This window comes from Roseovarius mucosus (genome assembly GCF_002080415.1).
In the GTDB taxonomy this organism is placed as follows: Bacteria; Pseudomonadota; Alphaproteobacteria; order Rhodobacterales; family Rhodobacteraceae; genus Roseovarius; species Roseovarius mucosus_A.
Genome location: NZ_CP020474.1, coordinates 324,136 through 348,016, shown reverse-complemented (window position 1 = coordinate 348,016; position 23,881 = coordinate 324,136). Strand labels below are relative to the sequence as shown.

At 63.7% G+C, this 23,881-nt stretch carries 22 protein-coding genes; 15 read left to right on the top strand and 7 right to left on the bottom strand.

Annotated elements, in window-relative coordinates; genetic code table 11:
- Window positions 1-31 precede the first annotated feature (31 nt).
- From ROSMUCSMR3_RS01690 to ROSMUCSMR3_RS01680, 3 genes are read left to right on the top strand one after another with little or no spacing between them, the layout of a single operon-like run.
- Window positions 32-1,132: an anhydro-N-acetylmuramic acid kinase gene (locus ROSMUCSMR3_RS01690; protein ID WP_081506242.1), complete on the top strand. Its 1,101-nt coding sequence runs from the start codon at window positions 32-34 to the stop codon at window positions 1,130-1,132.
- A complete protein-coding gene (locus ROSMUCSMR3_RS01685; protein ID WP_081506241.1) occupies window positions 1,132-1,884 on the top strand; it encodes an aspartate/glutamate racemase family protein in 753 nt (250 codons plus the stop codon). Before ROSMUCSMR3_RS01690 ends, ROSMUCSMR3_RS01685 begins: the two co-directional genes overlap by 1 nt.
- Window positions 1,881-3,023 carry a trans-sulfuration enzyme family protein gene (locus ROSMUCSMR3_RS01680; RefSeq protein WP_081506240.1) on the top strand — a complete coding sequence of 381 codons (1,143 nt, stop codon included), beginning with the start codon at window positions 1,881-1,883 and terminating at the stop codon, window positions 3,021-3,023. The genes ROSMUCSMR3_RS01685 and ROSMUCSMR3_RS01680 overlap by 4 nt, the downstream gene beginning before the upstream one ends.
- 145 nt (window positions 3,024-3,168) lie before the next feature.
- Here ROSMUCSMR3_RS01680 and ROSMUCSMR3_RS01675 read toward each other — a convergent pair whose 3' ends face one another.
- The 6 genes from ROSMUCSMR3_RS01675 to mdoH all read right to left on the bottom strand — a co-directional run bounded on the left by ROSMUCSMR3_RS01675 (window position 3,169) and on the right by mdoH (window position 10,746).
- Window positions 3,169-3,729, bottom strand: a complete 561-nt coding sequence (locus ROSMUCSMR3_RS01675) for a sarcosine oxidase subunit gamma (RefSeq protein WP_081506239.1) — start codon at window positions 3,727-3,729, stop codon at window positions 3,169-3,171.
- Window positions 3,722-6,676 (bottom strand): sarcosine oxidase subunit alpha family protein, encoded by a 2,955-nt coding sequence (locus ROSMUCSMR3_RS01670; protein ID WP_081506238.1) that lies wholly within the window; start codon window positions 6,674-6,676, stop codon window positions 3,722-3,724. Before ROSMUCSMR3_RS01670 ends, ROSMUCSMR3_RS01675 begins: the two co-directional genes overlap by 8 nt.
- Complete coding sequence (locus ROSMUCSMR3_RS01665) at window positions 6,673-6,960, bottom strand: sarcosine oxidase subunit delta (RefSeq protein WP_008281097.1); 288 nt, start codon at window positions 6,958-6,960, stop codon at window positions 6,673-6,675. The genes ROSMUCSMR3_RS01670 and ROSMUCSMR3_RS01665 overlap by 4 nt, the downstream gene beginning before the upstream one ends.
- A gap of 13 nt (window positions 6,961-6,973) precedes the next feature.
- Window positions 6,974-8,224 carry a sarcosine oxidase subunit beta family protein gene (locus ROSMUCSMR3_RS01660; protein WP_081506237.1) on the bottom strand — a complete coding sequence of 417 codons (1,251 nt, stop codon included), beginning with the start codon at window positions 8,222-8,224 and terminating at the stop codon, window positions 6,974-6,976.
- A 113-nt stretch (window positions 8,225-8,337) separates the two neighbouring features.
- Window positions 8,338-8,940: a YceI family protein gene (locus ROSMUCSMR3_RS01655; RefSeq protein ID WP_008281095.1), complete on the bottom strand. Its 603-nt coding sequence runs from the start codon at window positions 8,938-8,940 to the stop codon at window positions 8,338-8,340.
- 15 nt (window positions 8,941-8,955) lie between these two features.
- Window positions 8,956-10,746: a glucans biosynthesis glucosyltransferase MdoH gene (gene mdoH / locus ROSMUCSMR3_RS01650; protein ID WP_237183512.1), complete on the bottom strand. Its 1,791-nt coding sequence runs from the start codon at window positions 10,744-10,746 to the stop codon at window positions 8,956-8,958.
- A 164-nt stretch (window positions 10,747-10,910) separates the two neighbouring features.
- Here mdoH and ROSMUCSMR3_RS01645 point away from each other — a divergent pair, with 164 nt between their 5' ends.
- From ROSMUCSMR3_RS01645 to ROSMUCSMR3_RS01625, 5 genes are all read left to right on the top strand, one after another.
- Window positions 10,911-11,306, top strand: a complete 396-nt coding sequence (locus tag ROSMUCSMR3_RS01645; RefSeq protein ID WP_008281093.1) for a 6-pyruvoyl trahydropterin synthase family protein — start codon at window positions 10,911-10,913, stop codon at window positions 11,304-11,306.
- 1 nt (window position 11,307) lies between these two features.
- Window positions 11,308-12,081, top strand: a complete 774-nt coding sequence (locus ROSMUCSMR3_RS01640; RefSeq protein WP_081506235.1) for a class I SAM-dependent methyltransferase — start codon at window positions 11,308-11,310, stop codon at window positions 12,079-12,081.
- 110 nt (window positions 12,082-12,191) lie between these two features.
- Window positions 12,192-13,010 carry a RibD family protein gene (locus tag ROSMUCSMR3_RS01635; protein ID WP_008281091.1) on the top strand — a complete coding sequence of 273 codons (819 nt, stop codon included), beginning with the start codon at window positions 12,192-12,194 and terminating at the stop codon, window positions 13,008-13,010.
- A gap of 5 nt (window positions 13,011-13,015) precedes the next feature.
- Window positions 13,016-13,981: a zinc-dependent alcohol dehydrogenase gene (locus tag ROSMUCSMR3_RS01630; RefSeq protein WP_237183511.1), complete on the top strand. Its 966-nt coding sequence runs from the start codon at window positions 13,016-13,018 to the stop codon at window positions 13,979-13,981.
- A complete protein-coding gene (locus tag ROSMUCSMR3_RS01625) occupies window positions 13,971-15,023 on the top strand; it encodes a glycosyltransferase family 4 protein (RefSeq protein WP_081506233.1) in 1,053 nt (350 codons plus the stop codon). The genes ROSMUCSMR3_RS01630 and ROSMUCSMR3_RS01625 overlap by 11 nt, the downstream gene beginning before the upstream one ends.
- On the opposite strand, the gene ROSMUCSMR3_RS01620 is transcribed toward ROSMUCSMR3_RS01625, so the two are convergent.
- A complete protein-coding gene (locus ROSMUCSMR3_RS01620) occupies window positions 15,020-16,027 on the bottom strand; it encodes a GlxA family transcriptional regulator (protein ID WP_008281088.1) in 1,008 nt (335 codons plus the stop codon). The genes ROSMUCSMR3_RS01625 and ROSMUCSMR3_RS01620 overlap by 4 nt on opposite strands.
- A gap of 148 nt (window positions 16,028-16,175) precedes the next feature.
- Here ROSMUCSMR3_RS01620 and ROSMUCSMR3_RS01615 point away from each other — a divergent pair, with 148 nt between their 5' ends.
- The 7 genes from ROSMUCSMR3_RS01615 (at window position 16,176) to ROSMUCSMR3_RS01585 (ending at window position 23,868) form a co-directional block, all read left to right on the top strand.
- Window positions 16,176-17,411 carry an N-acetylmuramoyl-L-alanine amidase gene (locus ROSMUCSMR3_RS01615; protein ID WP_081506232.1) on the top strand — a complete coding sequence of 412 codons (1,236 nt, stop codon included), beginning with the start codon at window positions 16,176-16,178 and terminating at the stop codon, window positions 17,409-17,411.
- A gap of 112 nt (window positions 17,412-17,523) precedes the next feature.
- Window positions 17,524-20,028 carry a penicillin-binding protein 1A gene (locus tag ROSMUCSMR3_RS01610; RefSeq protein WP_037297660.1) on the top strand — a complete coding sequence of 835 codons (2,505 nt, stop codon included), beginning with the start codon at window positions 17,524-17,526 and terminating at the stop codon, window positions 20,026-20,028.
- Between the two features lie 70 nt (window positions 20,029-20,098).
- Window positions 20,099-21,226: a peptide chain release factor 2 gene (gene prfB, locus ROSMUCSMR3_RS01605; protein WP_081506231.1), complete on the top strand. Its 1,128-nt coding sequence runs from the start codon at window positions 20,099-20,101 to the stop codon at window positions 21,224-21,226.
- A 161-nt stretch (window positions 21,227-21,387) separates the two neighbouring features.
- Window positions 21,388-21,612, top strand: coding sequence for a twin-arginine translocase TatA/TatE family subunit (locus ROSMUCSMR3_RS01600; protein ID WP_008281084.1), 225 nt, complete (start codon window positions 21,388-21,390; stop codon window positions 21,610-21,612).
- Between the two features lie 7 nt (window positions 21,613-21,619).
- Entirely contained in the window at window positions 21,620-22,102 is a 483-nt protein-coding gene (gene tatB / locus ROSMUCSMR3_RS01595) for a Sec-independent protein translocase protein TatB (RefSeq protein WP_081506230.1), read from the top strand.
- Window positions 22,099-23,028 (top strand): twin-arginine translocase subunit TatC, encoded by a 930-nt coding sequence (gene tatC, locus ROSMUCSMR3_RS01590; RefSeq protein ID WP_081506229.1) that lies wholly within the window; start codon window positions 22,099-22,101, stop codon window positions 23,026-23,028. The genes tatB and tatC overlap by 4 nt, the downstream gene beginning before the upstream one ends.
- Window positions 23,029-23,868 carry an ATP-binding protein gene (locus ROSMUCSMR3_RS01585; RefSeq protein ID WP_008281081.1) on the top strand — a complete coding sequence of 280 codons (840 nt, stop codon included), beginning with the start codon at window positions 23,029-23,031 and terminating at the stop codon, window positions 23,866-23,868.
- The last annotated feature ends 13 nt before the right edge of the window (window positions 23,869-23,881 follow it).

The following is a 23,881-nucleotide window of genomic DNA, read 5'->3' as shown; positions in this document are numbered from 1 at the left end:
TATATGCAGTCGGTGGGCAAAGGAAAAGGCCATGTTGAAGGCGGAGCGCCTCTGGGCGTTGGGGGCGATGTCGGGCACCTCTTTGGATGGGGTGGATGCGGCCATGGTCGAGACTGATGGCGCGACGATTTATGCCTTTGGCCCAAGCGCTTATCGTGCCTATTCCGCCGAGGAGCAAGCGGTGTTGGCGGCGGCGTTAGGCAAGTGGCCGGGCGAAGATTTGGCGGAGGCACAAGCGCTGGTTGAGAGCGCGCATCTGGAGGTTTTGAGCCGGTTTGACGGCGCGGCGCTGGTGGGGTTTCACGGGCAGACCTTGGCGCATGAGCCGCGCGGGCGGGGCACGCATCAGCTGGGGGATGGGGCGCGTTTGGCCGAGGGGCTCGGCCTGCCGGTGGTCTGGGATTTTCGCAGCGCGGATGTTCGGCTGGGCGGTGAAGGCGCGCCGCTGGCCCCGTTTTTCCATTTCGCCTGTGCCAAATGGATCGGGGCGACGGAGCCGCTGGCGTTTCTGAACCTTGGCGGGGTGGGCAATATCACTTGGGTTGATCCAAGTTTCGCGCGGCCTGAAGAGGCGGGGGCAGTGCTGGCGTTTGACACCGGGCCTGCCAATGCGCCGATCAATGATTTGATGCTGGCGCGGCGGGGCGAGGCGTTTGACCGTGATGGCGCCTTGGCGCGTCAGGGGGAAGTGGCGCAGGGGGCGTTGGAGCTGTTTCTGGACGAGCCTTATTTCCTGCGAATGCCGCCCAAGTCACTGGACCGGGACACATTTGCCGACATGATCGGATTGGTGGGAGAGTTGGGCGATGCCGATGCGGTGGCAACATTGACCGGAATGGCGGCGGCGGCGGTGTTGCGCGGCATGGAGCATTGCCCGCGCCCGCCGGTGCGATTGCTGGTGACGGGGGGTGGGCGGCATAATCGCGTGATGATGCAGATGTTGCGTGCCGCCCTTGATTGCCCGGTTGAGCCGGTCGAGGCGGTGGGGCTGGATGGCGATATGCTGGAGGCGCAGGCCTTTGCCTATCTGGCGGTGCGGGTGGCGCGGGGGTTGCCCACCTCTTGTGCCAGCACCACAGGGGTGCGGGCCGCAGTTTCGGGTGGAACAATCAGCCGGGTGGAGGGGGTGTGATGCAGTACGATCTGGATGAGGGCGCGGGGGCGGGGCTTCGGCTGGGCATGATCATGCTCAGCACGGATGAGACGGTGGAATATGAGGCGCGGATGGTGCTGGCGGGGCGCGATGTGAACCTGATGCATGCGCGTATTCCGGCGAAGGCCGATGTGACGCCCGAGGATCTGGCCAGCATGGCGCCCGAGATGACGCGCACGGCGGCGCTCTTGCCACGCGATTTGCGGGCGGTGGCCTATGCCTGCACGTCGGGAGCGACGATCATCGGATCGGACGAGGTGGCGCGGTTGATCAATCTGGCGCACCCGGGCGTGCCGGTGACGAACCCGCTGAGTGCGGTGATCGCGGCCTTGCATCGGTTGCAGGTGCGGCGGATCGCCATGGTGACGCCCTATGTGCGTGAGGTCAGCGGGCCGATGGCGGCGGCGCTCGGCGCGGCGGGGATCGAGGTGATCCATTCGGTTAGTTTCGGTCAGAAAGAGGATTGGACCGTCGCGCGGATTGCTGAAACAAGCACGCGGCGTGCGATGCTGGAGGCAGGGCGCGTGCCGGGGGTTGAGGCGGTTTTTGCCAGTTGCACCAATTTACGCACCTTTGGGGTGATTGACGCGGTTGAGGCGGAATTGGGCCTGCCGGTCGTGACCTCGAATCAGGCGCTTTTTTGGGATATGCTGCGGCGGGCCGGGGCTGGGGCACTGGGATGGGGGCCGGGGCGGTTATTCACGATGGACTATGGAAAGATCGACGCATGAAGAATGAACCGCTGAAACCCGCAACAATCGCCGCGCAGGCAGCGGGGGCCAAAGACAGCGCCACGGCGGGCGTGGTGCCGGGAATTTCGTTGGCCACGACCTATACGCGGGGGGCCGATTATGCCCTGCTGCGCCCCGACAATATCTATGGGCGCGATCAGAATGATACGGTGCGGCAGGCGGAAGAGGTGATCCGGCAACTCGAGGGTGCGGCGGCGACGCTTCTGTTCCCGAGTGGTATGGCAGCGGTGGCGGCGGTGTTTCGGGCGTTGCCCAGTGGCGCGCGGGTGGTGATGCAGAATGGCATCTACTGGGGCACGTTAAAGTGGGTGCGGGCCTATTGTGTGCGGCGCGCCATCCTGCTTGATGAGATTGACGCGGCGGACCCGGCGGCGCTGGCGGCGGCATGCCGATCCTCGGCGGATATGGTCTGGATCGAGACGCCGTCAAACCCGTGGCTGAAAACGGTCGAGATCGCCACGGCGGCGGGCATGGCACATAAGGCGGGGGCGCTGTTGGTGGTCGACGGCACAGCGGCGACGCCGGTGCTGACGCGGGCGCTGGATCTGGGCGCGGATATTGTCATGCATTCGGGCACCAAGGCGCTCAACGGGCATTCGGATGTGTTGGCGGGGGTGCTGTCGTGCCGCGAGCCGGGCAATCCGATGTGGCAAGAGATCGCGACAGACCGGCATGATGCGGGCGCGGTGATGGGGCCGTTCGAGGCGTGGCTGCTGATGCGCGGCATGCGGACGCTGCCGCTGCGGATGGAGCGGATGTGTGAGAATGCCCTCGCGGTGGCGCGGTATCTTGAGGAGCATCCGAAGGTTGAAACGGTGTTTTACCCCGGATTGGCCAGCCATGCGGGCCATGCCATTGCCACGCGGCAGATGTGTGGCGGCTATGGCTATTTGCTGTCCGCCCTGGTGGCGGGCGGGCGGGAGCGGGCGCTGGAGGTGGCGGGCCGGTTGCAGCTGTTCCAGCGCGCCACATCGCTGGGCGGGGTCGAGAGCCTGGTGGAGCATCGCCACACGATCGAGCCGCATACCGGCATTCCCGAGGGGTTGTTGCGGTTTTCCGTGGGGATCGAGGATGCGGGCGACCTGATGGCTGATCTGGCGCAGGCGTTGGAGGGGTAGGCTGGGTTTTTCTTGGGTTGTTTGAGGGGGTTGAGTGAGGTCCCGGGTCAGGCCCGGGACGGCCCCTAAGGAGGACACGCCCCGGCCTTGAGCCGGGGGGTCTTGCTTTTCGTCTATGAGGTCCCGGGTCGAGCCCGGGACGGGTTTAGTGCGCCGAGCGGATCGCGGTCAGGAGCGCGTGATGCAGGGAGCCCGCCGAGGAGCGGGGGCCGATCACCGAGATATGGCGCGGGCTGTGGCACAAGAGGAAGCAGCCCATATGCTCGACCGCGGCACGCTGCGCCTCGCCGCCCGTAAAGGAGCGGGTATTGGCGTTGGTGAGGCGTTCCAGCACATCGGCCAGCCCATCGCCGCTGAGGTCAAAGCGGCACCATGCGCCGGTTTGGTCTGTGACGCTTGCGGCCCCCTTAGCCTGCGCCTTGACCTGCTTGGCCAAATCCTCGTGGGTTTCAACCGGGGCTGACAGCATCCATTGATCCGGTCCCATCCAGAAGGCGGTGAGTGTGGCACCGCCCATGCGGGCCGGGCCGGGGGCCGGGGTGCCGATCAGGGCAGCTATGAGCGCGCTTGTCTGTGCCTCATGCCCAAGGCGGGCGGCGACAGAGGCCAAGGCGCGGTCGGTGACTTCGGTCAGGGTCACGGGGCCGTGGTTGTCGATACGGGGACGGGTCGCCCCGAGCGGGGTGATGGCGATGAGATCATGCACGGAGGCGCTCTCCTTCTGGATCGACGAAATGGGCGCTGACGACTTCGACGTCATGTTCGACGCCGGTCAGGGGGGACACAAGGCGCAGGGTTTCGCCCAAGCGGGTATCGCCGGATTTAAGGAAGGCCAGCGCGATGGAATGCCCGAGATTGGGCGAGTAGCAGGCGGAGGTCACATAGCCCTGATCATGAGCGGCATCGACCGGGCTGCCCTTGGTCATCAGATGCGCGCCTGCGGGCACGGGTTTGGAGCGGTCTACCGGGCGCAGGCCGACAAGGCGCAGCGCGTCCGGTGCATTGAGACCGTCGCGGCGCGAGAGCACGGCCCCGATGGAATCCTTGTTGGCCGAGACCATCTTGCCCATCCCGAGATTGAGGGCGGTGGTGGTGCCGTTGAGTTCGTTGCCTGCCGCGTGGCCCTTTTCGATGCGCATGACGCCGAGTGCTTCGGTGCCATAGGCCACCACGTCAAACTCGCGCCCTGCCTCCATCAACCGACGGATCATGGCATCGCCGTAGCGCGTGGGCACGGCGATTTCATATGCCAATTCGCCCGAAAAGGAGATGCGGAAGAGGCGCGCGGGCAGGCCACCGCAAACGGTGATCTCGCCGCAGGCCATGAAGGGGAAGCCGTCGTTCGAGAGGTCGAATTCCGGGTCCACCACCTTTTGCAGCAGTTTGCGGGCATTGGGGCCAGCGACGGAAAACTGCGCCCAAGCCTCGGTCGTGGAGATGAGTTGCACATCCATGTCGGGGCAGAGGCATTGGCGCACGAATTCCATGTGGCGATAGACCGTGACCGCGTTGGCGGTGGTGGTTGTCACCACGAAGTGATCCTCGGCCAGACGCGCGGCGGTGCCGTCATCCATGGCAATCCCGTCCTCGCGCAGCATGAGGCCATAGCGGACGCGCCCGACGGGCAGTTTGGCGAAGGCGTTGCAATAGATCTTGTTGAGGAAGGCGGCGGCATCGGCCCCCTGCACGTCGATCTTGCCCAAGGTCGTCACATCGCAGATGCCAACGGAAGCGCGGGTTTGCAGCACCTCGCGGTCGACGCTTTGCCGCCAATGGGTTTCGCCGGCGCGCGGGAACCATTGGGCGCGCAGCCACATGCCGACCTCGACAAAGACAGCGCCCTGTTCCTCGGCCCAGAAATGGCTGGGGGTTTTGCGGGTGGGGCGGAAATCCTTGTCGCGCGCGCGGCCCGCAAAGGCACCGATGGCGGTGGGCGTATAGGGTGGGCGGAACATGGTGGTGCCCACCTCGGGGATGGATTTGCCCGCCACCTCGGCCATGATCGCCATGCCTGCGGTGTTCGAGGTCTTGCCCTGATCGGTGGCCATGCCAAGCGTGGTATAGCGCTTGAGATGTTCGACGGAGGTGAAGTTTTCCTGATGCGCCAGTTTGATATCCTTGGCGGTCACGTCGTTTTGTTGATCGACCCAAGCGCGCTTGGCCCCCTGCACATGCCAGAAGGGGGTGATCGCCAGCGGTGTATCCTCGGCCTGCGGCAGATCGGGGCGCGTGGCGGTGTGGCCAAGGTCGGCCGCAATCTGGGCAGCGATATCAGCCCCCGAAGTCAGGGCGGCATGGGTCGAGAAGAGGCCGTTGGCCGCGCCCGCAACCACCATGCCCTGAGGCAGGGTGCCGCCGGGCACGAAGGCGTGAATATCCGCGTTCCATGTGGGGCGGCCACGCTGATGGCAGGTGAGGCTGACGTTGGGGTTCCAGCCGCCAGAGACGCCAAGCGCACCACAGGTCACGCTGCGACGAGTGCCGCGCGCGTCCGTCACCTCGACCTTGGTCAGGCCAAGGCGGCCTGAGGTATTGGTGATGGTGCCGCCCGCGATGACCTCATAGCCGGTGCCTTTGGGCGCATCGGGGCGGGTGTCGATCACGGCGGTGACGGTGACGCCCTTGGCCAGAAGATCCCGCGCGGTGCGATGGCCGTCGTCATTATTGGTGAAGACGGCGATCTCTTGCGCCGGGGTGGCGGCCCAGCGGTTGGCAAAGGCCCGCAACGCGCCTGCCATCATGATGCCGGGGCGGTCGTTATTCTCGAAGACGATGGGGCGTTCGGTGGCCCCGGCGGCGAGAATGGCGCGGGTGGAATAGATGCGCCAGAGGATCTGGCGCGGCTTGCCCTCGGGGGGGACGGGCAGGTGATCGCTGACCCGTTCCAGCGCACCGTAGATGCCGTGATCGAAGGCCCCGAGTACGGTGGTGCGGGTCATCAGGCGCACATTGGGCAGGGCGGCAAGCCGTTCGGCGGTTTCTGCCGCCCAGTCATGGCCGGGCTGCTGGCCCATGGCAAAGGTTTCGGCATTGAGGCGGCCACCGGGCAGGGAATCTTCATCCGCGAGGATGACGTTGAGACCGGATTCGCCCGCCGTGAGGGCGGCGGCCAAGCCTGCGGGGCCTGCGCCGATGATCAGCAGGTCGCAATGCAGATAGCCCTTGTCGTAGCTGTCAGGGTCGGCTTGCAGGCTGAGCGATCCCAGACCGGCGGCGCGGCGGATGATCGGTTCGTAGAGTTTTTCCCAGAAGGCCGCGGGCCACATGAAGGTTTTGTAATAAAACCCGGCGGCAAAGAAGCTGGAGAGGCGGTCATTGATCGAGAGCGCATCGAAGGCGAGCGAGGGCCAGCGGTTTTGCGATTGCGCGGTCAGGCCGTCGAACAGTTCTGCGGTGGTGGCGCGGGTATTGGGCTCGCGCCGCGCGCCGTCGCGCAGTTCCACGATCGCGTTCGGCTCTTCCGAGCCAGCCGAGAGCGGGCCGCGCGGGCGGTGGTATTTGAACGAGCGGCCCATCAGGCGCACGCCATTGGCCAGAAGTGCCGAGGCAAGCGTATCGCCGGGGTGGCCCTTCATCCATTTGTCATCGAAGCGAAAAGAGATGGCGCGGCTCTGGTCGATCAGCCCGCCCTTGAGGCGATTTACTTGGGTCATTTGGAGCGTCCCTCGCGGCGGGCCACGTCGCGGGCCAGTTCCACAGCGGTGATTTCATGGGTGAGCGTGTTGCGGGTGACGACCAGCCAAGAGCGGTCGCCCTGTTCGTGAAACCACAGTTCGCGATGTGCCCCGGCGGGATTGTCGCGCAGATAGCCGTAGTCGATGAACTGCGCCAGCGCATCGGGTGCGTCCGGGTCGGGGCGGTTGATAAGGGCGGCGTCGCCTTTGTAGACGAATTCGCTGGCGTCGCGGGGGCCGAGGAGGGGGTGATTGATCAGCATGGCGCGGTCTCCCTCAATGCAGGTTGGGCTGGTTGCCCATGCCTTTTTCGTCGATCATCAGCCCTTTGGCGAAGCGATCGAAGCGATAGGCGGTGGCGGTGGGATGGGGCGTGTCGGTGGCGAGCAAATGGGCATAGACAAAGCCCGAGGCGGGCGTTGCCTTGAACCCGCCATAGCACCAGCCGCCATTGAAATAGAGCCCCTTAATATGGGTGTGGTCGATGATGGGCGAGCCGTCCATGCTCATGTCCATGATGCCGCCCCACATGCGCAGGAGCCGTGCGCGCCCGATCATCGGAAAGATCGCCATGCCGCCTTCGCAGACATCCTCGACCACGGGCAGGTTGCCGCGTTGGGCGTAGGAATTGTAGCCGTCGATGTCGCCGCCGAACACAAGCCCGCCCTTGTCGGATTGGCTGCAATAGAAATGGCCTGCGCCAAAGGTGATGACGCCGGGCAGCACGGGTTTGAGGCCCTCTGACACAAAGGCCTGCAACACATGGCTTTCAATCGGCAGGCGCATGCCCGCATGCGACATGAGCCGCGAGGACGAGCCGGCAACGCAAGCGCCGACCTTTTTGGCACCGATGAAGCCGCGCGAGGTTTCAACGCCAAGGCATGTGCCGTTCTCGATGCGGAAACCCGTGACTTCGCAATTCTGGATGATGTCCACACCGCGCTGATCGGCGGCGCGGGCATAGCCCCATGCCACCGCATCATGGCGCACGGTGCCGCCGCGATGCTGCGCCAAGCCGCCCTTGATCGGGAAGCGGGCGTCATTCACGTTGAGGAAAGGGTAGCGCGCGACGATCTGCGCGGTGCTGAGCAGGTCGGCATCGGCGCCGTTCAGCATCATCGCATTGCCGCGCCGAATGAAGGCGTCGCGCTGTGCGTCGGTGTGAATGAGGTTCAGGATGCCACGCTGACTGACCATAGCGTTGTAGTTCAGGTCTTGCTCCAGCCCCTCCCAGAGCTTGAGCGAGAATTCATAGAAGGGTTCATTCCCATCAAGCAGATAGTTGGAGCGGATGATGGTGGTGTTGCGGCCCACGTTGCCGCCGCCGATCCAGCCCTTTTCCAGCACGGCGATGCGCGCCTGCTTGAATTCCTTGGCCAGATAATAGGCCGTCGCCAGCCCATGCCCGCCGCCGCCTATGATGACGTAATCATAGGACGCCTGCGGCGTGGCATCACGCCAAGCGGGGCCCCAGCCCCGGTGGCCGGTGAGGGCCTCTTTGATGACCTTGAATCCTGAATAGCGCATTGTATCCGACTCCTTTGCCCCAATTTCGGGCAAAAAGGGCCGCTATGGTATATCGAATTCGGTCAAAGCCGGTCACAAATCGGACTCTGTGACAAAATGATTGCGCGCGATGCCTAGTCGGCGCGGATCGCTTCGAATTCGAGGATGATCCCGACAGCATCGCCCACGAACTCGGGCAGGGCATAGGTGCTGCCGAAATCGCTGCGCAGGATTTCGGCAGTGGCGGAGATGCCAAGCGTCTCTTTGCCGTGGCAGCAGGGGTAGACCGCGCGTTTGTTCAGGGTCACGTCGAGGGTCACGGGCTGGGTCACGCCGCGAATGGTCAGATCACCCGTTACGGTGCCGGTTGTTTCAGAGGTGGGCGTGCTGTCGGTGGCGGTGAAGGTGATCATCGGATGGCCGCCCGCATCCAGAAAATCAGGCGAACGGACGTGTTCGTCCCGCTTTTCGTGGTCTGTGTTGACGCTCGCGGCACCGATGCGGGCGGTCACCTCGCCCAGTTCCTGCGTCTCGGGGTCGTAGACAAAGCTGCCCTCGATGTCGGAAAAGCGGCCCAAGACCTTGGCATAGCCTGCGTGCATGATGGTGAAGGCCACCACCGTATGTTCGGGGTCGATTGTCCATGTGGCGGGGGCGGCCTGAGCGGGATGTGCCAAGCCAAGCGCGAGCGTGGTGCAGAGTGTGGTGCCAAAAGCGGTCAGTCTGAAAGCGGTCATGCGGTCTCTCCCATGTCAGGCGGTGTTGGCGTGGAGGGGGGCGGATTGCAGCGCGGGGCGGCGATCTTCGGGGATGTCAAAGAGGCCGGTGGCCTGCGACCAGCGGCTGGGGCGGGGCAGGGTCGACAGCACCGCCACCGGAATCGAGAGGAGAAGCGCCAGCAGCACCGGCGCGCCAAAGATCAGCGCCCAAGGGGCCTGAATCCAGAACCACAGGCAAAGCGCGCCGCCAAGCAGGGTTTGCGGCCAGAGCACGCGCGCGGCCTCATGCCATTCGAGCCGGTCGCGGCTGCGTTGTTGCGCGCTCCAACCGATGCGCTGGCCAAACACGAGCCCGATGGCGAATTGTGTGAGCGCCACAGCCACGACAGGCGAGGTGAGCATGGAAAACACAATCTCTGCGAGGCCGCCCAAAAGGACACGCGCGCGCCCACCATAGGCCGCAGAGCGCGCGGAAGAGCAGAGCACCTGTGCAAGCCCCATGAGTTTTGGGCTGAGGCTGAGCGTCATGAGCACAGCAAAGAGTGTCAGACCGGCGGCGGCGGGAATGGCGTTGATCTGGTCTGCTGTGCCTGCGAGGGCGGCACCGATCAGAATAAAGGCAATCCATGCCGGGGCGCTGATATACATGAGGATGGCCAGCCCCAGTTGCAGGCGGCTCACAGGTTTCAGGCCGGGCATCGAGAGCAGTTTGAAGTACTGCATGTTGCCATTCATCCAGCGGAGTTCGCGGCGGATGAAATCCACGAGGCTGGGCGGATTTTCCTCATAGCTTTCGGATTCTTCGGCCAGAACGCGCACCTCATAGCCCGCGCGGCGCATGAGCACCGCCTCGACCTGATCGTGGCTGAGGATCGCGCCGGAAAGCGGCCCGCGCCCCTTGAGGACCGGCAGCATACATTGTTCGCGGAAGGGGGTGGTGCGGATCACGATGTTATGGCCCCAGTTGGGGCCGCAATCGCCCTGCCACCAAGCAGAGCCAAGCGTGTAAGAGCGCATGCCGTGGCGCATGCCGAACTGGAAGGCGCGGGTAAAGAGGCTGCGCGCGGGCAGGCCGGTGACAAGGCTTTGCAACATGCCGATTTCAGGGCTGACCTGCATGACGCGGATCAGCCGAAAGACCGTATCGGCGCCCATTTCGCTATCGGCGTCGAGCGGCAGGAAAAGATCGCTGGCACCTTCGGGGCTGTGCAGGAACTCGGCGATGTTGCCCGCCTTGTAGCCGGTATTGTCGGTGCGGCGGCGGTAGTGGATCGCGGCTGTGGGCCGTGCGCTGCGCCATTGCGCGATGCGCGCCTCTTCCTTGAGCGCGACATGGGCGTCATCGGTATCGCTGAGCACGTGGTACGAGAAGCGCCCGGCATAGGGGCTACAGGCGATTTCCTCTTCCAGACGCCGCAGGCGGGCGATGGAGGCGTCCGGGTCTTCGTTGCGCAGGGGCATGACGACGGCGACGCGGGCGGTGATGGCCTCATCCCCGCGAATGCGCGACAGGGCCGGGGTGACATGGGCAGCGGCCCCCGCACCGTGGCGCAAATCAAGCAGCAGGCCAAGAATGCTGTTCCAGAGGCCGATTGAGAGCCAGGGAAGCGTGAGCAGGAAGGCGGTGAGCATCGCGCCTTCCGCCCAAGTGATGCCTAGCGGCAGAAACAGTGCGAGCATCGCGGAAAAGAGCGCCGCGACCGTCACCACATTGAGCGCCAGCACAAGGCGGCGGCGGGTGGCGAGCGCGGGCGCGCGGCGCAGGCGCGGCGCGAGCGGCGTCACGTCGGGGGAGGTCGGGCGGCTTGGGGTCAACTCTGTCACGGTCACTCTCTCGATGCGGTTTCGCTGCACACAGTTATGGCGGCGCGACGGTAGGTCCAATGAATTTCTCGGGTGCGCGCGGTGTTTCGCCGATTTGGTGCTGAGGCTTGACGCAATCAAGGTGCGTGTTAGGTCTCGGCTGCCATTCAAAGAAGGAAAGTTCCATGTTTGCCGTCGAAGTTCGCGATCACATCATGATCGCCCATTCCCTGCCCAATCCAGTGTTCGGCCCTGCGCAGGGGGTGCATGGTGCGACCTTCGTGGTCGATGCCGCGTTTTACACCGAAGATATTGATGCGCACGGGCTGGTTGTGGACATTGGCCTTGCCTCTGACGCTCTGGCGCGGGTGTTGGCCCCGTTGCGCTATGGCAATCTGGACGACAAGCCCGAATTCAAAGGCAAGTTCACCACCACCGAATTTTTGTGTCATCACATTTGGACCGGCCTGCGTGACATTGCCCGGTCCGAGGGGTTGGGCGATGCGGGGCGGTTGCGGCGCATCCGGGTGAAGCTGCATGAAAGCCATATGGCGCGCGGCTGGTACGAGGCGGATATCTGAGATGGGGTTTGCCCCCGAATGGCTGGCGCTGCGGGAACCGGCGGACAGGGCGGCGCGGGATGCGGCGCTGTTGGGTCGGGCGGTGGCGCTGGCCGATGGGGCGGTGCTTGATCTGGGGTGCGGCACGGGTTCGACCCTGCGCGCCTTTGCCGGAGAGCGGGCGACGGGCGCGGGCTGGCGGCTGTTTGATCATGACGCGGATTTGTTGGCGCGGGCCGCAGCCTGGCATCCTGAGGCGGTGATCCATCAGGGGGATCTGGCCAGGGTGGAGGATCTGCCGCTTGAGGGCGTGGGTTTGGTGACCGCGTCGGCGCTGTTTGATCTGGTGTCGCGGGCGTGGGTCGAGCGATTTGCAGCACGGTTGGCGGGGGCTGGCACTGCGCTTTATGCGGCGCTGAGCTATGACGGGGTGATGCGCTGGCATCCCGAAGACCCTGATGACGCGATCGTGACGACGCGTTTCAACGCCCACCAGAGGGGCGACAAGGGCTTTGGTCCGGCGCTTGGGCCTGAGGCGGCAAAGGTGATGGCGGCGGTCTTTGAGGCGCTTGGCTATGAGGTGCATTATGCACCGAGCCCGTGGCGGCTGGGGCCGCAAGATGCGGAAATGCAGCATCTTTTGCTGGCGGGCATTGCGCAGGCGGCGGGCGAGGCGGAATTCGCCGGGGCCGAGGCATGGCATGGGCGGCGCGCGCAAGTTCTTGCCGATGGTTGGGCCGAAATCGGCCATATTGACCTTTTGGCACTGCCGCCGGCGCTGGTTCAGCGGGCATGACATTTTTGAAAAGCCGTCTATCTCTGATATGCACACGATAAAGGCGCGCCCGAGTGGCGCGTGTTCAACCATGGCGAAACGCCGAGACGTAATGCAAAACGGAGACCCGGATGCAAAGTGCTGATGTCACCCCCAAGGTCTGGGAGCATATTTTGGCTGCGCGCGCGGGGCAGGCGTGTTTATGCTGTGGAGACTGGGCACCGGGCGAGCGTGCGGCGATGGCGCTCTATGGCTCGATGATGGCCGCGCCCGGCACGCCGCAGGTCGTGGCACAGATCGGACAATCGCTGGATGGTCGGGTGGCCACGGTCACGGGGGACGCGGCGGATGTGTCGGGGCCGGATGGGTTGGCGCATCTGCACCGGATGCGGGCGCTGGTGGATGCGGTGATCGTGGGGGTCAAGACCGCGTTGCATGACAACCCGCGCCTGACAGTGCGGCTTGTGTCGGGGCAAAACCCGGCGCGGGTGGTGATTGACCCCTCGGGGCGGCTGCCCAATGACGCGCGGCTGTTCGCAGAGGATGGCACGCGGCGCATCGTCATTCAGGAGGTGGACAAGCCCCGTCCCGCCGGTGTCGAGGTCATTCAATTGCCGCGGAGTGACTGGATTTCACCCCCCGCCATTGTAAGTGCCCTGCGCAAGGTGGGCCTGCATCATCTGATGGTTGAAGGTGGGGCGATCACTATTGCGCGATTTATCGAGGCAGATTTGCTGGCGCGGCTGCATGTGGCGGTGGCGCCGCTCTTGATCGGGGCGGGACCGCAAGGATTGACGACGCGGCCCGTGGCACGTTTGGCGCAGGCGCGGCGGCCGGAAACGCAGGTTTATGGGTTGGGCACGGATGTGCTTTTTGATTGCGTCATGGGCGCGCGGGTGGCGGCAGAGGTCTGGCCCCATGCGCGCCAACCCGCTGTGCGGCTGGGGTGAGCGGCGTGTCTGAGGGCGCGCGCGCGCTCTGGATTGTGGCACCGGGGCAGGTGGAGGTGCGGCCTGTCACGGTTGCGCCCGGCGCGGATGAGGTTGTGATCGAAACGCTATACACCGGCATCAGCCGGGGGACCGAGCGGCTGGTCTTGGACGGCCGGGTGCCCGAGAGCGAGCATGGCACGATGCGCGCGCCCTTGCAGGAGGGAGATTTTCCCTATCCTGTCAAATATGGGTACTGCGCCGTGGGGCGCGTGACCGGCGGGGCTGCGACGGGGCAGGTGGTGTTCGTGCTGCATCCGCATCAGACGCGGTTTGCCTGTCCTGCACCGATGGCGGTGCCGGTGCCCGAGGGCGTGCCGCCGGGGCGTGCGGTGCTTGCGGCCAATATGGAAACCGCGCTCAATATCCTGTGGGATGCGCAGATCGCTGCCGGGGACCGGGTGGCGGTTGTGGGTGCGGGCACGGTGGGGGCGTTGGTTGGATATCTTGCAGCGCGGGTGCCGGGCACAGAGGTGACCTTGATTGATCGCGACGCGGCGCGGGGGCCTTTGGCTGAGGCGTTTGGCTGTGGCTTTGCGGCACCGGAGCAGGCCGAGGGCCGCGCGGATGTGGTGATCCATGCGACGGCCAGCGCAGCGGGATTGGCCACAGCGATCCGCCTTGCTGGGATTGAGGCGCGGGTGGTTGAGGCCAGTTGGTATGGCAGCGGCGATATTCCCGTGGCGCTTGGCGGGGCATTTCATCAGCGGCGGTTGCAGGTTGTCTCGTCGCAGGTGGGGCGAATTCCGGCGAGCCATGCGGCGCGGTGGGATTACCGGCGGCGGATGGAGGTTGCGCTGCGACTGCTGGCCGATCCGGTGCTGGATGCGTTGATTTCGGGGGAAACGCGGTTTGATGATCTGCCGCGCGCCTATGCGGGGATCTTGGCGGCGGCGGGGACGCTGTGCCATCGGGTGCGCTATGGCGACTGAGGAGGGGCGCGACATCGCCTTTGCCGTGCCGGGTGATCCGGGGTTGACGACGGGCGGCTATCTTTATGATCGGCGGTTGGGAGAGGCGCTGGTTGCGCGGGGTCTCAGGCTGCGGCATCTGCGGCTAGGCGATAGTTTTCCGCATCCCGATGCGCAGGATATGGCGGATGCCTTGGCGCAGCTTTCGGCGTTGCCGCGTGATTGCCCGGCCTTGGTGGATGGGCTGGCGTATGGTGCGCTGGATCCTGAGGGGGTGGCGCGGTTGGCGGCACCCATGGTGGCGCTGGTGCATCATCCGCTGGCGCTGGAGCCGGGGTTGAGTGCGGCGCAGGCTGCGGATATGGCGGCGCGCGAGCGGGCCAATCTGGGCCGGGCGCGGCATATCGTGGTGACAAGCGGGCATATCGCAGGCCTTTTGCGCGAGGCCTATGGCGTGGCCCCAGAGCGGATCAGCGTGGCGCGACCGGGGTTCGTGGCACCCCGAGCTAACGCAATGCCCGATGTGCCGCCACTGATCCTGTCGGTGGGATTGCTCGCGCGGCGCAAGGGGCATGATGTGCTGTTGCGGGCCTTGGCGCGGATTGCCGATCTGGACTGGCGGGCGGTGATTGTCGGGCGCTTGCATGAGCCCGAGACGGTCACAGAGTTGCAGGGGCTGCGCGATGTCTTGGGGCTGGCGGAGCGGGTCGAGATTGCGGGGGAGGTATCGCAATCGGATCTGGACTCGCTTTATGGGCGGGCGACGGTTTTTGCACTGGCGACGCGCTATGAAGGTTATGGCATCGTGTTTGACGAGGCGATGGGCCACGGGTTGCCGATCGTGAGCACGCAGGCGGGGGCGGTGCCGGATACCGTTGCCGCCGGTGCGGGAATTTTGGTGCGCCCCGAGGATGACGCGGCCTTTGCAGAGGCGCTGCGGCGGATGCTGAGCGAGCCTGCGTTGCGGGCGGGCTGTGCCTGCGCGGCGCGGAAGGCGGCGCAGGGTTTGGGCGATTGGGCAGCGGCGGCAGAGGTTGTGGCGGCGGCGCTTAACCGCCCTTAGACATCGGCGGAGTAGTCAAGCACGCGTTCGCGGTGTTTGCCGCGCATATCCGAGGGCGTGACGCCGTAGAATTTCTTGAAGGCGGTGGCGAGCGTGCCGGTCGAGCCAAAGCCGGTGGCGGTGGCGATGTCGATCAGCGGCAATTTCGTGCTTTGGATCAGGTGATGGGCACGGCGCACGCGCAATTGCTTGTAATAATGCCCCGGTGAGGTTTCAAACACCGCGCGAAAGCGGCGCTCGAGACAGCGTTGCGAAGTGTCCACCTCATCGGCGATTTCCGCGATGGAGAGTGGATCGGTCAGATTGTCCTCCATGATGGCGAGCGCATCTGACACGGCCTTGTCGTAGAATTTGTGAAACGCCTCGGGGGCGAAGGGCTGAGTGCTGGAGCTGGTGCGGATTTCCGGCAAGAGCAGGTGGCGGCCAATCTCGGTGATGTCGGACACGGGCAGATCACGGGCCAGAAGGCCGATGACAAGCTCTGCTGTGGCGCCGCGTCCCGCGGCCGTGATGATGCCGTTGGAAAATTCTGACAGGTTTTCCGTAAGGCGCGGTTGATCTTGGGTCTCGCGCAGCACCACGGCATCGGCCCAATGGGTGGTGACCGCGCCCGTCTCGATTTGGGTGCGGGCGATGAAGGTGGTGGAGGCATCCGCCAAGAGGATCACCGAGCGCCCGAGCCGCCGCATGCTGCGGATGCGGGCCATCCAGACGGCGGGATCGGCGGTTTTCGATGCGATGACAATCAGGAAATCGGCCATGCAGTGATCGGGGATCACCGGCTCTGCGCGCACGAGACAAACGCCGTTACCCTGAACGAGCCCCGGTCGGTCCGAGATGATCCGCCAGCCAAAATGCGCGGAGCCATGCACCATATTGGCGGTTTGCAGGGTGTGGATGACCGACGCAAGTTCGAGATCGCAGAATTTTCGCTGCACAAAGATTTCAAAGAGAACCTTTGGGTCCTCATGGGTGACAACGGGGCGTGGCGTCTGGTTGGTCATGGCGATTCTATAGACTGGAACGTGCGGGATAAAAACCTTGATTGAATGCGCGGCAGGATCAAGCGCTTGTTACAGGTGGGACATCGGGGCTGTTGCGCGGGGCGGTGCTCGTGTATTCTGCGCGGGAAAACGAACCGGGAAACGGCGTATGAGCAGGATCATTGGCATAGGGCTAGCGCTTGCGCTGGTGATGGGCGGCGCGGCTGTGCGGGCGCAGGAGAGCGTGTTTAGCGGTTTGGCGCGGCTGGAGGCGGAAACCAGCAGCATCACGGACAGCCGGCGCGGGGTGGAGGTGACCTTGAGCCTGTCGCAGGGAGTGCCCTATCGCGTCTATACGCTTGATGCGCCGCCGCGTCTGGTGCTTGATTTTCAAGAGGTGGATTGGCAGGGCATCGGGGCTGGGGATTTGATCGCTGGCGCGCGCGTCAAAGGCTTGCGACTGGGACAGATTCGGCCGGGCTGGTCGCGCATGGTGGCCGATCTGGACGCGCCTTATCCGCTGGAGCAGGCGGGGTTGGAGATTGACCGCGTGAGCGGGCGGGCGACGTTGAAGGTTGCCCTTGGGGCGGCGGATTCCGAGCGGTTTGCCGCCACTGCGGGCACGCCTGCGTTGCCCGGCTGGGACCTGCCCGATCCCAAGGATGCGCTGGCGGCGGTGCCTGTGGGGGTGCCGGGCGAGGGGCCGTTGGTGGTGGTCCTTGATCCGGGCCATGGCGGCATTGATCCCGGAGCACAGGAGGGAGAGCTGACCGAAAAGGCGCTGATGCTGCAGTTTGCGCAGGAATTGCGCGATGAATTGCTGCGCGCTGGCGGATTTGAGGTGGTGTTGACGCGCGAGCGTGACGAATTCGTGAGCCTTGAGCGGCGGGTCGCCCTAGCGCATTGGGCCGGGGCGGATGTGTTCTTGTCGCTGCATGCGGATGCGCTGTCGGGGGCGCAGGCGCGGGGGCTGTCGGTTTATACCCTGTCCGAGAGCGCCTCGGACAAGGCGAGTGCGGCGCTTGCCGAACGGCACAATCGTGCCGATATGCTGGCGGGTGTGGACCTGAGCGGTAAGGATGATGTGGTGGCAGATGTGCTGATGGATCTGGCGCGGGTCGAGACGCAGCCGCGCACCGCGCATCTGGCCCAAGCCTTGATCGAGAGCTTTGCCGCGCATGAGCTGCCGCTGTTGTCGCGCCCCCTGCGGGAGGCAGGGTTTTCGGTGCTGAAAGCCCCTGATATTCCATCTGTTTTGATCGAATTGGGGTTTCTGTCTAGCCCGCGTGATCTGGCGCGGTTGCGCGATGAGGAAGGGCGGGCCCGGATCGCCGCAGCGCTGCGCGCGGCGCTGACTGCCTGGCGCGACGCCGATGCGGCGCGCGCGGGATTGGTGCGGCAATGAGGGGGACGCGCGGCGATACCCGGCGGACAGTGACGCGACGCTTGGCCCATTCCCTTTTGACCCTGAGGCCCACTAGGCCTATACCCGGCGCAGCAAGCATGCGGGGGCCCTTGTGATACGTGCGATTCTCAGCCTTTTTGGGACTGTGTTCAGTTTGATCACGCTGGTTGTGGTGGTGATCGGCCTGAGCATTGGTGCCGTGCTGCATATCTATGGTCAGGATTTGCCGAGCCATGAGAGCCTTGCCAATTACACGCCGCCGACCATCAGCCGGATTTATTCGGGCGAGGGGCGGATCATCGACGAATTCGCGCGCGAGCGGCGGTTGTTCACGCCCGCTGAGGATATTCCTGATCTGGTAAAGCAGGCGTTCATCAGCGCGGAGGACAAGAATTTCTACACCCATGGCGGCTATGACGCCGTGGGTATCGCCTCGGCTATCGTGGATGCGGTGAAGTCGCGCGGGCGCAATGTACGCGGTGCCTCGACCATCACGCAGCAGGTGATGAAGAACTTCCTTTTGTCCGGCGACCGGCAGATGGAGCGCAAGATCAAGGAGATTATCCTTGCCACGCGGATTGAGGAAACTCTGAGCAAGGATGATATCCTTGAACTCTATCTCAACGAGATTTTTCTGGGTCAGAACAGCTATGGCGTGACTGCCGCGGCACAGACCTATTTCAACAAGACCCTCACGGACCTTGCGCCGCATGAGGCCGCCACCATTGCTGCGATGCCGAAAGCCCCGAGTGATTATCATCCGGTGCGCGAGAAGGAGCGGTTGCTGGAACGGCGCAATTTCGTGCTGCGCGAGATGTGGGAGAACGGGTATCTGACGCAGGCCGCCTATGAGGAGGAGCGGGCCGCACCGCTGCGCTCTGTGCAGAATGGGGATTTTCCGCCGTTCAGCGCCGAATTGCCGCCGCGCGACTATTTCACCGACGAAATCCGACGGCAGCTGAGCCTTGATTTCGGTGAGGGCGAGTTCTTTAGCGGTGGTTTGTCGGTGCGCGCGACCATTGATCCCGAATTGCAGGTTCATGCCGCGCGGGCGTTGCGGCGGCAGTTGGAAAATTATGACCGGGGGCAAGGACGATGGCGCGGCACGGGCGAGAGCCTGCCCGCCGAGGCGTTGGGGGATGAGGCCGCTTGGCGAGCGGCGCTGGCAAGCGTCAGCGTGGCCCGGGATGTGGATCTGGATGGGGTCTGGCATCCGGCGGTAGTGCTGGGCATCGGCGATCAGGCAATGCAGGTGGGCATTGAGGGCGTCGACGGCGTGCAGGAGGTGCCGCGCAGCGATATCAAATGGTTGCCCGGCGATTTCGAGGCGACCTTTGATCTGGGCGATGTGGTGCATGTGCGTGCCGTGACCCAGGAGGGGACCTTTGTGAATTGGTCGTTGCGGCAGGTGCCTGAGGTTCAGGGCGGCTTTGTCGCAATGGATGTGAACACGGGCCGCGTGATTTCCATGCAGGGCGGGTTTTCCTATCAGGCCTCGGTCTTTAACCGCACGACGCAGGCGTTGCGGCAGCCGGGATCGTCGTTCAAGCCGTTTGTGTATGCGGCTGCGCTGGACAGCGGCTATTCACCCGCCACCATCGTAATCGACGCCCCGATTGAGATCAACACGCCGCAAGGCCTGTGGAGACCACGGAATTCGTCGAACAAGTTTTACGGCCCCACGCCGTTGCGCACAGGCATCGAACAGTCGCGGAACCTTATGACCATCCGTCTGGCGCAAGAGGTGGGCATGGATGTGGTCGCGGATTATGCCGAGCGGTTTGGCGTCTATGAAAACATGGGCCGGTTTTTGGCCAATTCGCTGGGGTCCGAAGAGACCACGCTTTATAATATGGTTGCGGCCTATGCGATGTTTGCCAATGGCGGCGAGCGGGTGCGCCCAACGCTGGTTGATCGCGTGCAGGACCGTTATGGCAAGACAGTTTACCGCCATGATCAGCGCGATTGCGTCGATTGCGGTGATGCCGGAATCCCTGCGGATCGCGGCCCGCGCATCGTGTCGGATCGGGAGCGGGTGATGAATGCGGTCACGGCCTATCAGTTGACCTCGATGCTCAAAGGCGTGGTGGATCGCGGCACGGCGTCGGGGGCCATCAACCTGCCGGTGCCGGTGGCGGGCAAGACCGGCACCACCAATGACGCGCGCGATGTGTGGTTCGTGGGCTTTACCAGCAATATCGCGGCGGGCTGTTACATTGGCCATGACCAGCCTCGGGGCCTTGGACGGTCGGCCTATGGCTCGTCGCTGTGCGGGCCGGTGTTTCAGGATTTCATGGTCGAGGCTGTGAAGAAATATGGCGGTGGTCCGTTCGAAGTGCCCCCCGGCGGGCATTTCATCAAGATCGACCGGTTCACCGGCGCGCGGCTGCCGGATACTGCCGAGGGCGACAATGTGGTGGCCGAATATTTCCGCGACGGCGAAGAGCCGGTGTTTGGTGTGGCCTATGACGGGGGCTTTGCCATGGGCAATGACCTTGAGCTGTTCAGTGCGGGCGAACGCGAGCAGGTTCAGGAGGTTACGACCTCGACCGGCGAAAAGGCGCGTGTGGGGGGCAAGGCCAGTTTCGGGTCTATGAGTTCGGGCGGGCTTTACTAGGCTTCGGGCTCTCTTGCCCGGCCCGGCGCGCTGCGCTATCACCCGCACCTGACCAGACAAGGACATTCCGATGCGCGCAGAAACCCAGAACCTCGTGGCTGAGATCGAAAAGTCGTTGGAGCTCTTGCGGCAGCGGCTGGGGTGGGAAACGGCCCGCCACCGGCTGGAGGAATTCAACGCGCGTGTCGAAGATCCCACGCTTTGGGATGATCCCGCGCGGGCGCAGACACTGATGCGCGAGCGGCAGGCGCTGGTGGATGCGCTGGAGACCCATGACAGCATCAAGAACGAGCTAGAGGATAATCTTGGGCTGATCGAGCTGGGCGAGGCTGAAAGTGACGCCGAGGTCGTGGGCGAGGCCGAGGCCGCGATCAAGGCGCTGGCCAAGGTGGCCGCCGCCAAGGAGTTGGAGGCGCTGCTGGATGGTGAGGCGGATTCCAACGATACGTTTCTGGAGATCAACGCAGGCGCTGGCGGCACCGAGAGCTGCGACTGGGCGTCGATGCTGGCGCGGATGTATGTTCGCTGGGCGGAAAAGCGTGGCTATACGGTCGAACTGCAATCGGAATCGGCGGGTGACGAGGCGGGGATCAAATCCGCTGCCTATAAAATCAGCGGTCACAATGCCTATGGGTGGCTGAAATCCGAATCGGGCGTGCATCGTCTGGTGCGGATTTCGCCGTTTGATTCGGCGGCTAAGCGGCACACATCGTTTTCGTCGGTCTGGGTTTACCCGGTGGTGGATGACAATATCGAGATCGAGGTGAACCCGTCTGATATTCGCATCGACACCTATCGTTCGTCTGGTGCGGGTGGGCAGCACGTGAACACCACCGACTCGGCGGTGCGGATCACGCATATGCCCACGGGCATTGTTGTGACGAGCAGCCAGAAATCGCAGCATCAGAACCGCGACATCGCCATGAAGGCGCTGAAATCGCGGCTTTACCAGTTGGAATTGGACCGGCGCAACGCGGCCATCAACGAAGCCCATGATGCCAAGGGCGATGCGGGCTGGGGCAATCAGATCCGGTCGTATGTGTTGCAGCCCTATCAGATGGTCAAGGATCTGCGCACCGGTGTTGAAACATCGGATACCAAAGGTGTGCTGGATGGTGATCTGGATGAATTCATGGCCGCCACGCTGGCGATGAATGTGAGCGGCAAGAGCCGGGCCGAGGCGCAGGGGGGTGATTGACCCATGCGGGTCGGCCTGCGTAGGGTATGGTCCGGGCAAATAAGTAGGGAATCCGGGGGGCATCGCTGCTTTGCCGCTTTTATCCGCCGGGATGACCCATTAGATACGAAGCTGAAATTCCCGGGGACGACAACCGACCCCCGAGAAAGGGAGAAATTGAAATGCTGAACAATATTGGCCTTCCGGGGCTTCTTCTGATCGCGGTGGTGGTGCTTGTGCTTTTTGGGCGCGGCAAGATTTCGTCGCTCATGGGCGAAGTGGGCAAGGGTATCACCTCTTTCAAAAAGGGCGTGGCCGAGGGCACCAAGGAACTGGATGACACCAGCAAAGAGTCTGCTGAGACCGCGCGCGACGTGACCCCGACCGAAGACAAAGACAAGGTCTGATCCTTAAATGTTCGATCTTGGCTGGACGGAGCTTTTGCTTATCGGCATCGTGGCCTTGATCGTGGTGGGCCCCAAGGACCTGCCGGGAATGTTTCGGGCTGTGGGGAATTTTGTGGGCAAGGCCAAGGGCATGGCCCGCGAATTTAGCCGCGCGATGAATGATGCCGCCGATCAATCCGGCGTTGGCGACATTCAAAAAACCTTTAAATCCGCGGCAAACCCGATGAAGACCGCGATGGATGAGGTGCGCAAGACGACGGACAGCGTCACGCGCGATCTGAACGATGTGACCAAGCCCACACTGAGCCCCGAACAGCAGGCCTCGGCCGAAAAGGGCCGCGCCGCCACCGCTGAGATGGCAGAGGCGCGCAAGGCTGCGAAAGCCGAGGCTGAGGCCGCACCGGAAAAGGTGGCGTCCAAGCCCAAGGCCGCCGCGAAGCCCAAGGCTGCGCCGAAAGGGAAGACGTCCAAGCCAGAGGACGAGGCATGACCCCGCGCGACGAGATCGAGGACAGCAGTGCGCCGCTGATCGAGCATCTGGCCGAGCTGCGCACCCGGCTGATCCGGTCGGTGATCGCCTTTATCATCGGGATCTGTTTGGCCTTTGCCGTGGCCGAGCCGATTTTGCAATTCCTGCTAGAGCCGATCGAGGCGACATTGCGCGAGTTGGGCGACCCATCGCCCACGATGCAATATACCAGCCCGCAGGAATATCTCTTTACGTTGTTCCGCATTTCGATGGTGTTCGGCTTTGCGCTGGCCTTTCCGGTGATCGGGTTCCAGATGTGGCGCTTTGTGGCGCCGGGGCTTTATAAGCAGGAAAAGAACGCGTTTTTGCCGTTCATGATCGCGTCGCCGATGATGTTCCTGTTGGGGGCATCCTTTGCGCATTTGGTGGTGACGCCACTTGCGATGGCGTTCTTTCTTGGCTTTGCCGATGTGCCCTCGATCATTGCCGATCTGATGACCGGGTTGGTTGGGCCAGAGGTGGTGCCGGGGGCGGCGGCGGCCCCTGAGGCTACGGGCATTCGCATCACCTTTTTTGGCAAGGTCAACGAAAGCCTTGATATCACGCTGAAATTCATCATCGCCTTTGGGCTTTGCTTTCAATTGCCGGTCTTGCTGACGCTGATGGGGAAAGCGGGGCTGGTGAGTGCGATTGGTCTGAAATCGGTGCGCAAATATGCCGTGATCGGTATCCTTGTTCTGGCCGCGCTGGTGACGCCGCCTGATGTGGTGACGCAACTGATCCTTTTCGTGGTGGTTTACGGCCTGTACGAGATTTCAATCCAACTGGTTACTTGGGTTGAGAAAAAGCGTGAGGCGGAATTGCGCGCGCAGGGGCTGTGGTTTGACGAGGAAGAGGCGGCGGATGCTGCTGAGGCCGACGCGTCCGAGGAAAAAGGCAAGAATTGAATGAGTGATCCGTTGGACCGTATCGCCGCCGCGCTGGAGCGGATGGCCCCGGCACCGCTTTCGGCCCCTGATTTCGATACTGCGGATGCCTTTGTCTGGCATGTCAGCCCGGATAGGTTGGAGCCTGTGCGCCACGTGAGCCGGGTCGATATGGGCCTTTTGGTGGGGGTGGATCGGTCGCGCGATACGCTGTTGCAAAACACGCTGCAATTCGCGCGGGGGCTGCCCGCCAATAACGCCCTCTTGTGGGGCGCGCGGGGCATGGGAAAATCCAGCCTTGTGAAAGCGGTGCATGCGGCGGTGCGGGCAGAGGGCCTGCCGCTCAAGATCGTGGAATTGCAGCGCGAAGACTTGCCGTCGGTCAGCCGGTTGCTGAACCTCTTGCGCGGTGCGCAAACCCGGTTCTTGCTGTTTTGTGATGACCTCAGTTTTTCCCATGACGATCAGCATTACAAATCGCTCAAGGCGGTTCTGGATGGCGGGATTGAGGGGCGGCCAGACAATGTGGTGTTCTATGCCACCTCAAACCGTCGGCATCTGATGCCCCGCGACATGATCGAGAATGAGCGGTCATCGGCGATCAACCCGTCTGAGGCGGTCGAGGAAAAGGTGTCTTTGTCGGATCGGTTCGGGCTTTGGCTTGGGTTCCATGCCTGCGATCAGGATCAGTATCTGGCGATGATCCGGGGCTATTGCGATGCCTACGGTGTCGAGATTGACGAAGACACGCTGCGCGCTGAGGCGATTGAATGGCAGGCCACGCGCGGGGCGCGGTCGGGCCGGGTGGCGTGGCAGTATTTCACCGATTTGGCGGGGCGGCGGGGCGTCAGCGTCGCTTAGGGGCGGGATGCCG